Source organism: Winogradskyella ouciana (assembly GCF_009709615.1).
Classification (GTDB): domain Bacteria; phylum Bacteroidota; class Bacteroidia; order Flavobacteriales; family Flavobacteriaceae; genus Winogradskyella; species Winogradskyella ouciana.
Window position 1 is genome coordinate 124,062 of record NZ_WJYA01000008.1, and the last position, 13,894, is coordinate 137,955.

Below are 13,894 nucleotides of genomic sequence, written 5' to 3' on the forward strand. Positions count from 1 at the left end.
TCTAATTAAAATCTAAAGTGTGAGAATGCTTTATTTGCTTCAGCCATTTTGTGAGTATCTACTCTTTTCTTAACGGCCGCACCTTCTTCTTTAGCAGCAGCTAATACTTCTGAAGCTAAACGTTGTGCCATAGATTTTTCGTTTCTTTTACGTGCGTAGCTAATTAACCACTTCATCGCAGTAGAAACTTTACGATCTGGACGAATCTGCATTGGAATTTGGAATGTTGCACCACCAACACGACGGCTACGTACTTCTACGTGAGGCATCACATTAGATAACGCTTCTTTCCAAATCTCTAAAGCTGTTTTTTCGTCGTCATTCTTTTTCTCCTCAACAATATCAATTGCATCGTAGAATACTTTAAAAGCTACAGACTTTTTACCGTCCCACATCATCATGTTAACAAAACGCGTCACTAACTGATCGTTGAATCTTGGGTCTGGTAAAAGCGGTCTCTTTTTTGCTGCTCTTTTTCTCATGTCTTCTTCTTAAAGTTTTAAATTACTTCTTAGGGCGTTTTGCACCATACTTAGATCTACGTTGTGTGCGACCAGCAACACCTGCTGTATCTAATGCACCACGAACGATGTGATATCTAACTCCTGGTAAATCTTTTACCCTTCCACCTCTAACCAATACTATCGAGTGCTCTTGTAGATTGTGACCTTCTCCACCGATGTATGCATTTACTTCGTTTCCGTTTGTTAAACGAACCCTTGCTACCTTACGCATTGCTGAGTTTGGTTTTTTAGGTGTCGTTGTATAAACACGAGTACATACACCACGTCTTTGAGGACACGAATCTAAAGCAGCCGATTTACTCTTCTTGGTTATTTTGGCTCTTCCTTTTCGTACTAATTGTGAAATTGTTGGCATATATTTCTATATAATAATTTATTGAACCCTCACTTTTGAGGGCTGCAAAGGTAGAAATATATATTTATAATTCAAACACTTGAGAATTTATTTTTCAAAGAAATATCACTATTCATTTTACACATATATAATATGGTCTATTTTTACGTTATCATTCCTAAGAAAAAAAAGACCTAGATAAATCTAAAATGTTAAACATTCATCGTTCAATTTATGCGGCTTTAGCATTGGTTTATGCACTTCAGTTCAATGCCCAGACCTTGAACCTCGATGTGAGTGGTGAAGACAAAAACAAAACAGCCATTATCGATTCAATTGGGTATTCAACTTCTTTTTATAATTATAATGGTATTGAATCAGAACTAAACAGCCTAAAATACAGACTAACAAGATTGGGCTTTATTGATACCACCATTGATAGTATTATAAAACAAAATGATACTCTATTTAAAGCCAGTCTTTTTTTGGGAAACAAAATCAATAGAATAAGAATAGTTTACGATTCAAGTTTTAATGCTGAGTTATTAAACTTTATTAATCATACTAAAGATGAGAACTATTTTGAACTAGATATTACAGAGCTCGAAAGTGCCCTAAACCAGTTAAATTCAAAAATCGCAGAGCAAGGCGATCCGTTTTCAACACTTCAATTAATTAATATCTATAAACTCAATCCAGATTTAATTTCAGCGCAGTTAAAAATTGTCAACAACCAAAAAAGACGAATAGACAAGATCATTGTTAAAGGGTATGAGAAATTTCCACAATCATATATAAAGCGATTTATGAAACTAAGAACTGGGAAAACTTTCAATCTCAACGAAATCAAAGACAAAGTCGAACTCTTAGAAGATTTACGCTTTGCTAATAAAATTAAAGACCCAGAAGTTCTTTTTACTCAAGATTCAACAACACTCTATTTATATGTAGAAAAAAAGCAAACCAATAATTTTGATGGCTACCTAGGTTTTGGCACCAACGAAAACACAAATAAAATTGAGTTTGATGGTTATCTAGATTTAAGACTCATTAATAATTTAAACTTTGGTGAAACCCTTAACCTATTTTATAAAAGTGATGAGATTGATCAGCAAACATTTAGAGTAGATGCTGATTTACCTTATCTATTTGGCTCACCAGTTGGGTTGCAGGTTGGATTGAACATTTTTAGAAAAGACACTACGTTTTCCAACGCTAAACAATATGCTAAAATCAACTATCAAATAAATGCACGGCATAGAATTGGTGCAGGAATCACCTCAACCAACTCCACTAACCTCTTAGATAATGATACTTCTATATTAAATGATTACAAAAGCAATTATTACACCTTAAACTATAACTTTACAGAACCTCAGTTTTATGACCCTTTATTTCCTATAAATTTTTGGTTCGATCTATCATATGGTTTTGGTGACCGCGAGAATGATATGGGTAATCAAAGTCAAACTGTTTTCAATTTAGATACTTATAAAATTTTTAACCTTAATCCTAAAAATAGTGTATACACTAGGTTTAATGGTGCAATTTTAACCTCGGATGATTATTTAGACAATGAGCTGTTTCGCTTTGGAGGTATTAATTCCATTCGTGGTTTTGAAGAGAACAGTTTAGTAGCAAATCTATACGGAGTTATAAATACGGAATATCGATACCGATTAAGTAATAGCATATATGTACACTCCGTACTGGATGCTGCTTATTTTGAAAACCAAATAACTGACACTAAAGAAAAGCTTTTTGGTTTTGGTTTTGGACTGGGTTTACTAACAAATGCTGGTTTATTTCGATTAAACTATTCAAGCGGAAAATCTGAAAACAGACAGTTTAGATTATCAGATTCTAAGGTACACGTAAGTTTAACGGCTAAATTTTGATTAATACGAAATATTCTAATAAATTTGAGGCGCTACAAAAAAGGAAAATCGAATGATAAAAAAATTACTTTTTCATCTTATTATCTTACTTGCCTTAAATTTAAGTTTTGGGCAAAATACAATGGGCACAATTTTAATAACGGAAGATGCCTATGAAGGATATACACTATTCTCAACACATACCAAAGCCTATTTAATAGACAACTGTGGTCGCGAAATAAACTCATGGTCTAGTTCTTACGTTCCTGGTAATGCTGTTTATTTAATGCCCAATGGGAATTTACTTAGAGCGGGAAGATTAGTGCAGAGTCCTGACCCAGTAGCACTTGGTGGTGCAGGTGGTGTAATAGAAATGTTTGATTGGGATGGAAACGTCATTTGGACATGGACGGATAGTTCTGACACCTCTAGAGCGCACCATGATGTATTTCCATTACCTAATGGAAACGTTCTCATTTTAGCCGCTACTGTGGTTGACGGCGCTGATGCCATACAAGCAGGTAGAGATCCAAATTTACTCACAGACAACCAATTGTATAATGAGCGTATTTACGAAGTAGAACCTATCGGAGCGACTGGAGGGAATATTGTTTGGGAATGGAATGTTATGGACCACGTTATACAGAATATTGATGCCTCAAAAGACAACTTCGGTATTGTTGAAGATAACCCAGGTAAAATAGACATCAACTTTTTAAATGGATTTGACCCTATAAATAACTGGTTGCATTTTAATGCCATACAATATTATGAAGAGTTTGATCAGATCGTAATCAGCTCAAGACGAATGAGTGAAGTTTGGGTTATTGACCATAATACTACAACTTCTGAAGCTGCAGGACCTGCTGGTGATATATTGTATCGATGGGGAAATCCACAGGCTTATGGACAAGGTACGGAAATGGACAGAAAACTCTACGGACAACACACTCCATATTATATCCCGACTGGCCTTCCAAACGAAGGGAAACTGATGATATTCAATAATGGGTTTCAGAGAACGCCAGAATATTCGCAAGTTGATATTATCGAACCACCTGTAGATATTAATGGAAATTACACTTATGTTGCAAATACTGCCTATGGACCAACTGATACATTCTATACATTTCCTAGTACACCACCGACAGAACCCTCAGATTTTTACTCTGCGATTGTAAGTAGTGCCAGACAGTTACCAAATGGCAACATTTTAATATGCGAAGGTAGAGAGGCTCATTTCTTTGAAATAGATTCTAACGAAAATGTGGTTTGGGAATATATTTCGCCAATTAGTAATGCAGACGGTACCGTTTATGAACAAGGAGAACCATCTCCACCAAATAATTTTTCATTTAGAGCTACAAAGTTCAGCCCTGATTATCCTGCATTTATAGGTCGAGATTTAACACCTGGCGATCCTCTAGAAGCAAATCCAGATTTAACTCCTTGCAATAATTTGAGTGTCTCTGAATTCGAAAATTCCATAGTAAGTTTATACCCTAACCCTACAAAAAATAGGATTCAAATCAACTCCACAACTGTTATTGACAGAGTTGAGATATATAATATGATGGGAAGTAAGATAGGTGAAACATCATCTAAAACTATTGACCTATCTAATAATTCAGATGGTGTATATTTTCTGAAAATTTATTCAGACACAAATATGGTGAGTAAAAAAGTGATTAAGGGTTAATCATTTTAATTGCACATTGATTTTAATAAACTATTTAATTTCTTAAATAATGGAAAAAGAGACTACCATATTTGGAATACGCGCTATCATTGAAGCTATTAAATCTGGCGAAACCATTGACAAGGTATTTGTTCAGAAAGGTGTACGTAGCGAACTTTTTCAAGAACTTGAGTATTTGTTAAGGTCTGAAGGCATTAATTCATCTTACGTACCCATTGAGAAATTAAACAGGCTAACTCGCGGAAATCACCAAGGTGCTGTTGCTCAAATTTCTCCTATTGAATTTCACGATATCGACGACTTGGTGCTCAATGTTATTGAATCTGGAAAAACACCTTTGTTTCTATTATTGGATCAACTGAGCGATGTCCGTAATTTTGGAGCCATTGTACGTACTGCAGAATGTACTGGTGTTTCAGGAATTATTATTCAGAAGAAAGGTGGAGCTCCTATTAACGGAGACACCATAAAAACAAGCGCAGGCGCGATTTTTAAAATTCCTATTTGTAAGGTCGACCATATTAAAGATGCAGTATTTCATATGCAGTCCTCTGGTATTAAAGTCATCGCTGCAACGGAAAAAGCCGAGGACTTCTTATACGATGTTTCTTTTAAAGAACCATGTGCAATTATAATGGGTTCTGAGGGCAGAGGTATTAATCCTTCGGTTTTAAAAATTGTAGATAATCAGGCAAAGCTTCCGATTCTAGGTGAAATAGAATCACTGAATGTTTCTGTGGCTTGTGGTGCTTTTTTATATGAAGCGGTTAGGCAGCGTTCTTAGCGGACAATTCTAATCTTCAACCTTCTTTTTAAAAATATATCTAATCGTTGTGGCGCTTTCATTTTCAAGTTCTGAATCAGCCTCAATTTCATCTTCAGGTAGAGTTTCAATAAAGTTTCCATCTTCATCAAAATGTCGCATAAAAGGATCGTCCTCTTCGTTGTAGTCTGGTTGTTCCCATTTGTAACGCTCTGGTTTTGCAATTTCTTTTCTAAATATTACGGCAAACAGTAGACCAGTAATCAGACCTCCTAAATGCCCTTCCCAAGACATACCTTCTTTTATAGGGAACACGTACCAAATCATGCTTCCGTATAAAAATATAACCATTAGAGACAAAGCTATTAGCCTATAATGTTTAGCAAATATTCCTTTAAAAAATATAAAGCTAACCAATACATAAATTAATCCACTTGCTCCAATGTGATTACCCGAACTTCCAATTATCCAAGTTAAAAACCCAGATAATAAAATACCATAAAGAATAACTTTCCATGCAATTTTATTATAGAAATAGAACAGCGCCAATGAAAGCACCAAAAGCGGAATGGAATTATTATAAAGGTGATCGATATCTCCATGCAAAAAAGGGCTAGTAAAAATCCCTATAAGCCCTTCGAGCTTTTGTGGTCTTATGCCAAAAGATTTTATGCCATAATCGACACTCACCTGATACCAAAACACTATCCATATCAATAATACCATTAATATAGGATAAATAATGATACTGTTAGAATATCTAAACTGTTGCTGTGAAGACATATGATTCTTTTAGTTGTAGTGCTTCAAATTTACAACCAAAACAGATTTCTATGAAATATTGTCATGTTTATCAGAACTTTCAATAAAAAGCATAATTTAATGCAAAATATATGTACATTTAGCTATAATTTTAAGAATTATTCAATAAACAATCAATTAAATTCATTAATCTATGAAAAAAAACTACTCAGGTATTTTAACCTTGTTGTTGGTCTTCTTATTTCAGACCATATCGGCACAAGAAAAAAACATTTCGGGTGTTGTTAAAGATGAGGTTGGACTTCCCTTACCAGGTGTTAACATTTTAGTTAAGGGCACTACCAATGGTGCTCAAACTGATTTAGACGGTAATTATCAGATTACCGCAAATGTTGGAGACACACTTGTCTTTAGCTATATTGGTATGCAAAGCCAGGAAATCGTCGTTGGAGACTCTAACACTATTAATGTAACCTTAATAGAAGATGCGTCTCAATTAGAAGAAGTAATAATAACCGCTGTGGGTATCAAAAGAAAACCCGATGAAATAACCACAGCATACGAAAACGTAAAAGCCGAAGAAATTGTTGCGGCAAACAACCCAGATGCAGTTCAGTCTTTAGCTGGTAAAGTATCTGGTCTACAAATTAATACTACCAATACTGGTGTTAACCCAAGTACAACAATTAGACTTAGAGGTACGAGATCTTTATCTGGTTCTAACTCGGCATTAATTGTTATCGACAATGTTATATCTACTGCAGGTACGTTATCTGATTTAGATCCTGAAATTATCGAATCTATTAACGTATTAAAAGGCCCTAATGGAGCTGCCCTTTACGGTTCTAGAGGTGGTAATGGTGTCATTGTAGTAACTACAAAAAAAGGTGAAAGAAATCAAGGTAAGCTCAATATCTCGTTATCTTCAACAGTTACATTTGAAGAAGTTGCTTTTTTACCTCAATTACAAGACCGTTATGGAAAAGGGTATTGGGGTGAAATAGATGCTTTTGACCAAGGGTCTTGGGGACCGGAGTATGATGGTTCTATTCAACCTGTTGGCTTACCATACCCAACGTTTAATGATTTTAGATACGGCACTTATGAATTTAAGGAGGATAACATGGAAGAATTCTTTGTTCAAGGTGTTGCTAAACAAAATACAATTTCCTTATCTGGTGGTGACAGAGAAGGATACTACTCTCTAACCGCTAACAGAAGAAATACTGATGGTATAATCGGTGGAGATGAATACAAAAAAGACTTTTTTGCTTTAAGCGCAGGTAAAACTTTTGGTAAATTGTCTCTTGCTGGAATTGCTCGTTTCACTACTGAAGATCAATCAGTATCTAATGGAGTATATGGCCAATTAGCTCAAGTTCCTAGTGATGTTGAAGTAGACCAATTTAACTCTGGTAGTAACAGTGACCACTGGACAGCTTTTGGTGATAGTCCGTTCTGGGTTAGAAACAATCAGAGGTCTAATGCTGACAATGTACGTTCAGATTTAACTGCAGAGTTAAGCTATCAGTTTAATGACAATATATCATCTGTATTAAGAACAAACATAGTTACCAATGGTGGTAAATCAATATCTTATGTCAACGATTATGTTGCAGAATATACAGTTACGGGAGATGCTAGAGACATACAATCTTCTTTATCGGTAAATAACTCTAGCTCTAAGCGTTTATACACAGATTTAATAACTAACTTTAATTATCAACTAACAGAGGATATTGGATTAAAATCGTTAGTTGGTTTTAATGCTACAGAGTCAGAAGCATTTTCACAAACAACTTCTGGTACACAGTTGACCTTACCAGGACTTTATACCGTAGAAAATATTTCTACTGGTGTTACAGTTACTGATGCTAGTTCTAAATTTAGACAACAAGCAGTTTATGCAAATGTAGATTTAAGTTACAAAGATTATTTATTCCTAAATCTTACAGGAAGACAAGAATGGGACTCAAGATTACAGTCTCCAGGTAGAGATATTGGAGATATCGGATTCTTTTATTGGTCAGCTGGTGCAGCATTTATACCAACAAAGGCTTTTCCAGATTTGAAAACAGACTTTTTACATAAGATGAAAGTATCTGGTGGTTTTGTAAAGGTGGCAAATATTTCTGCTCTTGGAGCTCACGATTTATATGATACCGGTTTTAGACCAGCAGCTTTTCCTTATCCGAACGGAATTAATTCTTTCATTATTCCATCATCAACTTTTGACAATTCGATTGAGCCTGAGTTTATTAATACTTTTGAAGCGAATCTTAACTTAGAATTATTAAATCGTGGAGGTATTCCAAGGATAACATTAGATGGTAGTTATTCATTCTACACTAACGAAAATCAAATTTTAAATGCGTCTGTATCAAGCTCAACAAGTGTGTTTAGCGCAGGTGTAAATGTTGGTGAAACAGAGACTAATGCATATGAAGTTGATTTAGGTTTAACACCATTCAAAACTGATGATTTTGAATGGAACTTAAATTTTGGATATGCATCCCAAAGAACAGTAGCAACAAAAATTACGGATGATTCTGATATTTTAGGTTCAGGAGCACCAGGAATCTATGCCATACAAGGACAGGAATTTCCTTTAATTAGAGGTAGTGCTTATGAAAGAGATGAAAACGGGCGCGTTATCCTAAATTCAGATGGTTCCCCTCAGGTCGCTACAGATTTGAAAGTATTAGGAAGAACAACACCAGACTATATATTAAACTTTGGTACGGAAATCAACTATAAAGGGTTTAGATTAAGTGCTACAGCCGACTTTAGAACAGGTCACGTATTTTACTCTGGTATCTATGCTAACCTAACTGGCCAAGGACGTAGTTTTATTACTGCAGAGAATGGTCGTGGTCATTTTATATTTCCTAATTCTACTGTTGAGGGCACAGGCACACCTAATACAAGTGTGTTAACTGGTCCTTCTTATGGTGGGCCAACACCTTATGCGGAGTATCAATCATTTGTACAAAGTGGTGACTTCTTAGGAGTTGACGAAAATTTTGTGATAGATGCCACTGCATTTAAACTAAGAGAAGTAGCTTTAAGTTATACTATTCCTAACGAATGGTTAGAAGGTTTGTTCATCAATGGTGCTTCTATCGGTGTTAGTGGTCGTAACTTACTTGTGGTTCTACCAAAAGAAAATAGACGTTACAATGATCCTGAAATTGGTTCTGGAATTGGTGGTTATGGACAAACACCGCCAACAAAGTTCTATAATTTTAATGTGAAACTTAATTTTTAAAAAAAGCTATGAAGACAACAATAATAAAATCAATTCTACTTTTGCTGGTTATGTTCACATTCTCATGTGAAGATGTACTGGTTAACGAAGATCCAAATGGTATTGTAATTAATGATTTACCACCAGAAGTAATAATGCCTGGAGCACAAACTGTCCCAGCAGCGACCTTTATCTCAAGGATGAATGGTCTAGGTAACCTAATGACTGCGACTTGGTCTGGTAACGCCCAGCAAGTACAGGCTCCTTATTTTACTGAATTTCAATATCAATTAACTACAGATTTCTATGATGACATTTGGGATAATTTAATGGCACGAACAGGAAATTTGACTCAAATCATTAATAATGACAATGCTGGTAATTATGATTATTTTAAAGGTGCGTCATTAATATTGAGAGCGTTTTACTTTCAATATCTAGTAGATTTATATGGTGATATTCCGTTTACTGAAATTCATCAGCGTGGTAATAATTTATTTCCTTCTTACGACAGTCAAGAAATGGTGTATATGAATTTAATTACGCAAATAAATGATGCCATAGACATGATATCAAATACTGATGCAAACTCTGCAATTGACATGGGATCTAACGATGTAATGATGAATGGCGACATGGATAAATGGATTCGTTTTGCCAATACCATTAAGTTAAGGATGATTGTTAGAATGTATGGCTATGCACAAACTAATTCTGAAGCTTCAACATTTGTAAATGCTGAAATAGCGACTCTGAATCAGCCTGGTACAGCATTTATAACTTCTGGTGATGATGTAATTATCAATCCAGGATATGCAGATACTAACAATCAAATGAGTCCTTTTCCAAGCACTTATGGTTATGCTGCAGGCGAATTTGGGAATTCAGGAAACGTAACGTTTGGTAACTTAGCAACTGGCCCAACAATCTTTCTTGTGGAATTGTTGGATGGAACAACAACATCAGTTTCTGATAGTAGATTAAATAGACTTTATGCATTACGAGGAGGACAATCTAGCATCCAAGGAAATACCCAAGGTGGTGGTGGTCAGCCTTCGCGTCTGGGTCCTGGTTTATTGAGCTCACCTTTGCAAGATGGCTATATTATGACAGCTTCAGAAGCATTGTTCTTACAATCTGAAGCAGTATTTAAAGGTATATTGAATAGTGGTGATGCTAAAGGTCTTTTCCAGGAAGCGATTTCATCTTCTTTTGCAAGATTAGGCGCTAATATTGGCAATTATCTGACTGAATCAGATAATGTAGACGGTATTGGTTGGGAAGGAACAGCTGATAAATTAGAGGCTATAATCACCCAAAAATGGATTGATCTAGGTGGAACAAATGGTATTGAAACCTGGATAGAATTCACTAGAACAGGTTACCCAAGTGATATGCCTTTACCAGATATTACAAATAGACCTAATCGTCCTATTCGTTTATTATATCCGACCTCAGAATATGCAGGTAATACTGCCAATGTTAGTCCGTTTAACCAAACTGTTGACACAGCCTTTGAAACTAGTATTTTCTGGGATGTTGACTAAAAAAATATTGATTATGAAAAACACAAAATTATTAGCTTTAATACTTTTTAGTATGCTATTGACAACATCATGTGTTGATGATGATGTTCAAGAAATTGAAGGAGAATTTGCCACTACTCCATTTGTAATTGGATTTTCTGAGACTTCTAGAGATGCCATTTTTCAAGTAGATGGATCTGTGCAAACATTGGAAATTCCTGTAAACCTAATAAATGGATTAGAGTATGCATCTTCACCAAATATAACTGCTTCATTAATAGTAGATGCAACAAGCACTGCGGTTCCTGGTACTGATTTTAATTTTACAAATCCGAGCCAAACAGTAACCATTGAAGAAGATAGAGATTTTGGTATGATTGAATTAACTGTAGATACAGATAATATAGATGTTGACAATTCTAAAACATTGGTTTTAAGGTTGGCAGAACCAAGTGTTGGTCTAGTAGCTCAGCAATTTCAAACTATATCTATTGAAATTATCGGTCTATGTGTCTCAGATTTAGCAGGAATGTACAGTGTTACAACCACATATGGTTATCACGACTTTTTACCGGCTTATAATCCTAATACTATGGATATCGAAGTTGTAAGTGTTGGCGACGGACTTTATGAGGTATTTGACTTCTCAGGAGGTCTATATAGTTCTGGCCCTTATGCTGATGCCTATAATACAGGTCCTACAAGCTTTACAGTACAATTTAGTGATATATGTAATAACATAACTTGGTCCGGACAAACCGATCCTTGGGGAGCATGCACCCCTCTTGATGGAGGTGTAAATGCTGTGAATCCAACCACAGGAGTCATAACGATCTCATGGTTCTGTGAAGGTTACGGTGAGAATGGAGTTTCTGTTTACACACCTATTGATTAATCTAAAAAAATGAATACAATGAAATACATATATAATAAAATAACTATCGTTTTAGCTGTAACACTAGTGTTCTTTTATACAGCTTGTGAAGACGACGATTCAATACCTCGAAGAGGCAAACCTACAATTACTGTAGTTGAGTCTGCCAAAACCGTTGATGAAGGCCAAAGTGCCGTATATGACTTTAATGTGGAGTACCCTGTTAATGAATCTATTTTTATAAGAATAGATGTTCTTGATGCAGATGGCAACCCAATTCCAACCACTGAGCCTATAGGTGATCCTAACAGTGGAAATGGATATGCAGCTTTAGTGCTTGATGACATCAATGTACCTTACAATACTTGGTTTGACTCAGGTTTCTTTAGTTATGGATATCTTGGAGGTTCTGGTTATGTAGCAGAAATTCCTGCATTTACAGAATCATTCTCTTTATCTATTGACGCACTCTTAGACTCTGTAGCTGATGAAGCTCCAGAGACTTATACTTTTAGGTTAACGGGAGTGTCAACTGCTGCAGCAGTTATTGATGAAGAAATCACTTTGACCATAAACAACGTTAACGCCTGTATATGGACATTGGTAACAAACGATGCTTTTGGCGACGGATGGAATGGTGGATTTATTACTGCCACAATAAATGGTGTTGATACTAACTATGCTGCATCAGGAGAAGGTTCTACTTTCGAAATAGGCATGGTAGATAATGATGTTTATTCATTTTCCTATACTCCTAACGGAGGTGCTGGTTCACCAGGATGGGAGGAAGAAAACACTTATACATTAACTGCACCAGATGGCACCGAGTTTTCTGACGGACCAGTTCCTGCTGCAGGCGAAATAACCTCAGGAACAAACATTTGTCCTAACTAAGGTTTATCAAAAACCTTTTTAGGGTTAGACAAAAAACCATCAAATAATATTTGATGGTTTTTTTATGGATTAAATTCTAACTATAAGCAAAATTCTCTATAATTTTATGGTATGAATATTCCTTTAGCTGAAAGGCTACGACCAAAAACTCTCGAAGACTACTTAAGCCAACAACACCTAGTAGGGAAAGAAGGTATGCTCTATCAACAAATAAAAAGTGGAGTCATTCCTTCCCTTATTCTTTGGGGACCTCCTGGTATAGGCAAAACCACATTGGCTAATGTTATTGCCAATGAGTCTGAACGTCCTTTTTTTAAATTGAGCGCTATAAATTCAGGAGTTAAGGACATTAGGGATGTTATTGACAAAGCCAAAAAAAGTGGCGGGTTGTTTACTGCAAAAAACCCTATTTTGTTTATTGATGAAATCCATAGATTCAGTAAATCACAGCAAGATTCACTATTGGAAGCTGTCGAAAAAGGCTGGGTGACTTTAATAGGTGCCACAACCGAAAATCCAAGTTTTGAAGTGATTTCGGCATTACTTTCTAGATGTCAGGTCTATACTTTGAATGCGTTCAGTAAAGATGATTTAGAAGCCTTGTTACAACGTGCCATGAAAGAGGATGAAATCATTTCTAAATTAAATATCGAATTAAAGGAATCTGAGGCGTTGTTACGATTTTCTGGAGGTGACGCCAGAAAACTATTGAACATCTTTGAGCTTTTAGTAACCTCATTTGAAGACGAACCAATTGTTATTACCAATGATCTGGTGATGAAACAAGTGCAGAGCAAGGCTGCTCGATATGACAAAACTGGCGAACAACATTACGATATCATTTCAGCTTTTATTAAGTCCATCCGTGGCAGTGATCCTAATGCAGCTGTATATTATTTAGCACGTATGATTGAAGGTGGTGAGGACGTAAAGTTCATTGCTAGGCGCTTACTTATTTTGGCCAGTGAAGATATTGGCAATGCCAATCCTACGGCTTTGGTCATTGCAAACAATACGTTTCAGGCGGTTTCTGTAATTGGCAATCCTGAATCTCGGATTATTTTGAGCCAATGCGCTACCTATTTAGCAAGTTCTCCTAAAAGTAATGCCGCTTACGAAGCCATTAATAAAGCGCAGCAGTTAGTTAAGGAAACTGGTGATTTGTCAGTTCCTTTATCTATAAGAAATGCTCCAACAAAATTAATGAAAGAACTGGGTTATGGTGACCAGTACAAATATGCCCACAGTTACGAGAATAACTTTGCTGATCACGAGTTTTTACCAGATGAAATTAAAAATACGACACTTTATAATCCAGGAAATAATGCTCGAGAGCAGGCACAACGCAATTATTTAAAGGCACTTTGGAAAGATAAGTACGGTTATTAGAGGTG

General features: G+C 35.7%; 11 protein-coding genes. 8 read left to right on the top strand and 3 right to left on the bottom strand.

The genetic code is table 11. The features are described from left to right. Positions 1-5: 5 nt before the first annotated feature. Both rpsG and rpsL read right to left on the bottom strand, forming a co-directional pair. Entirely contained in the window at positions 6-482 is a 477-nt protein-coding gene (rpsG, locus tag F1003_RS13535; RefSeq protein ID WP_155089972.1) for a 30S ribosomal protein S7, read from the bottom strand. Positions 483-504: 22 nt separating this feature from the next. Then, complete coding sequence (gene rpsL / locus F1003_RS13540; protein WP_008269190.1) at positions 505-879, bottom strand: 30S ribosomal protein S12; 375 nt, start codon at positions 877-879, stop codon at positions 505-507. 188 nt (positions 880-1,067) lie between these two features. Between rpsL and F1003_RS13545 the strand changes: the two genes are divergently transcribed. Genes F1003_RS13545 through rlmB form a run of 3 tightly spaced genes read left to right on the top strand, consistent with a single transcriptional unit; the run spans position 1,068 to position 5,218 of the window. Then, the gene (locus F1003_RS13545) at positions 1,068-2,756 is read left to right on the top strand and encodes a POTRA domain-containing protein (protein ID WP_155089973.1); all 1,689 of its coding nucleotides are present in this window, start codon (positions 1,068-1,070) and stop codon (positions 2,754-2,756) included. A 52-nt stretch (positions 2,757-2,808) separates the two neighbouring features. Beyond that, positions 2,809-4,434, top strand: a complete 1,626-nt coding sequence (locus F1003_RS13550) for an aryl-sulfate sulfotransferase (RefSeq protein WP_155089974.1) — start codon at positions 2,809-2,811, stop codon at positions 4,432-4,434. Positions 4,435-4,483: 49 nt separating this feature from the next. Beyond that, positions 4,484-5,218: a 23S rRNA (guanosine(2251)-2'-O)-methyltransferase RlmB gene (gene rlmB / locus F1003_RS13555; protein WP_155089975.1), complete on the top strand. Its 735-nt coding sequence runs from the start codon at positions 4,484-4,486 to the stop codon at positions 5,216-5,218. Positions 5,219-5,227: 9 nt separating this feature from the next. On the opposite strand, the gene F1003_RS13560 is transcribed toward rlmB, so the two are convergent. Next, on the bottom strand, positions 5,228-5,980 hold the full coding sequence (locus F1003_RS13560; RefSeq protein WP_155089976.1) for a rhomboid family intramembrane serine protease: 753 nt from the start codon (positions 5,978-5,980) through the stop codon (positions 5,228-5,230). Between the two features lie 172 nt (positions 5,981-6,152). On the opposite strand from F1003_RS13560, the gene F1003_RS13565 reads away from it, so the two are divergent. The 5 genes from F1003_RS13565 to F1003_RS13585 all read left to right on the top strand — a co-directional run bounded on the left by F1003_RS13565 (position 6,153) and on the right by F1003_RS13585 (position 13,889). Beyond that, a complete protein-coding gene (locus F1003_RS13565) occupies positions 6,153-9,227 on the top strand; it encodes a SusC/RagA family TonB-linked outer membrane protein (RefSeq protein ID WP_155089977.1) in 3,075 nt (1,024 codons plus the stop codon). Positions 9,228-9,235: 8 nt separating this feature from the next. After that, on the top strand, positions 9,236-10,753 hold the full coding sequence (locus F1003_RS13570) for a SusD/RagB family nutrient-binding outer membrane lipoprotein (RefSeq protein ID WP_155089978.1): 1,518 nt from the start codon (positions 9,236-9,238) through the stop codon (positions 10,751-10,753). A 13-nt stretch (positions 10,754-10,766) separates the two neighbouring features. Further along, a complete protein-coding gene (locus tag F1003_RS13575) occupies positions 10,767-11,627 on the top strand; it encodes a BT_2262 family domain-containing protein (RefSeq protein ID WP_155089979.1) in 861 nt (286 codons plus the stop codon). Positions 11,628-11,645: 18 nt separating this feature from the next. Continuing rightward, positions 11,646-12,500, top strand: a complete 855-nt coding sequence (locus F1003_RS13580; RefSeq protein ID WP_155089980.1) for a hypothetical protein — start codon at positions 11,646-11,648, stop codon at positions 12,498-12,500. 111 nt (positions 12,501-12,611) lie between these two features. Then, entirely contained in the window at positions 12,612-13,889 is a 1,278-nt protein-coding gene (locus F1003_RS13585) for a replication-associated recombination protein A (RefSeq protein ID WP_155089981.1), read from the top strand. Positions 13,890-13,894: the final 5 nt, after the last annotated feature.

What these genes read in the sequence shown, in the direction of transcription:
- F1003_RS13560 (WP_155089976.1), bottom strand. Translation starts at nt 5,980, where the DNA reads ATGTCTTCACAGCAACAGTTTAGATATTCTAACAGTATCATTATTTAT.
- rpsG (WP_155089972.1), bottom strand. Translation starts at nt 482, where the DNA reads ATGAGAAAAAGAGCAGCAAAAAAGAGACCGCTTTTACCAGACCCAAGA.
- F1003_RS13545 (WP_155089973.1), top strand. Translation starts at nt 1,068, where the DNA reads ATGTTAAACATTCATCGTTCAATTTATGCGGCTTTAGCATTGGTTTAT.
- rpsL (WP_008269190.1), bottom strand. Translation starts at nt 879, where the DNA reads ATGCCAACAATTTCACAATTAGTACGAAAAGGAAGAGCCAAAATAACC.
- F1003_RS13585 (WP_155089981.1), top strand. Translation starts at nt 12,612, where the DNA reads ATGAATATTCCTTTAGCTGAAAGGCTACGACCAAAAACTCTCGAAGAC.
- F1003_RS13575 (WP_155089979.1), top strand. Translation starts at nt 10,767, where the DNA reads ATGAAAAACACAAAATTATTAGCTTTAATACTTTTTAGTATGCTATTG.
- F1003_RS13570 (WP_155089978.1), top strand. Translation starts at nt 9,236, where the DNA reads ATGAAGACAACAATAATAAAATCAATTCTACTTTTGCTGGTTATGTTC.
- rlmB (WP_155089975.1), top strand. Translation starts at nt 4,484, where the DNA reads ATGGAAAAAGAGACTACCATATTTGGAATACGCGCTATCATTGAAGCT.
- F1003_RS13550 (WP_155089974.1), top strand. Translation starts at nt 2,809, where the DNA reads ATGATAAAAAAATTACTTTTTCATCTTATTATCTTACTTGCCTTAAAT.
- F1003_RS13565 (WP_155089977.1), top strand. Translation starts at nt 6,153, where the DNA reads ATGAAAAAAAACTACTCAGGTATTTTAACCTTGTTGTTGGTCTTCTTA.
- F1003_RS13580 (WP_155089980.1), top strand. Translation starts at nt 11,646, where the DNA reads ATGAAATACATATATAATAAAATAACTATCGTTTTAGCTGTAACACTA.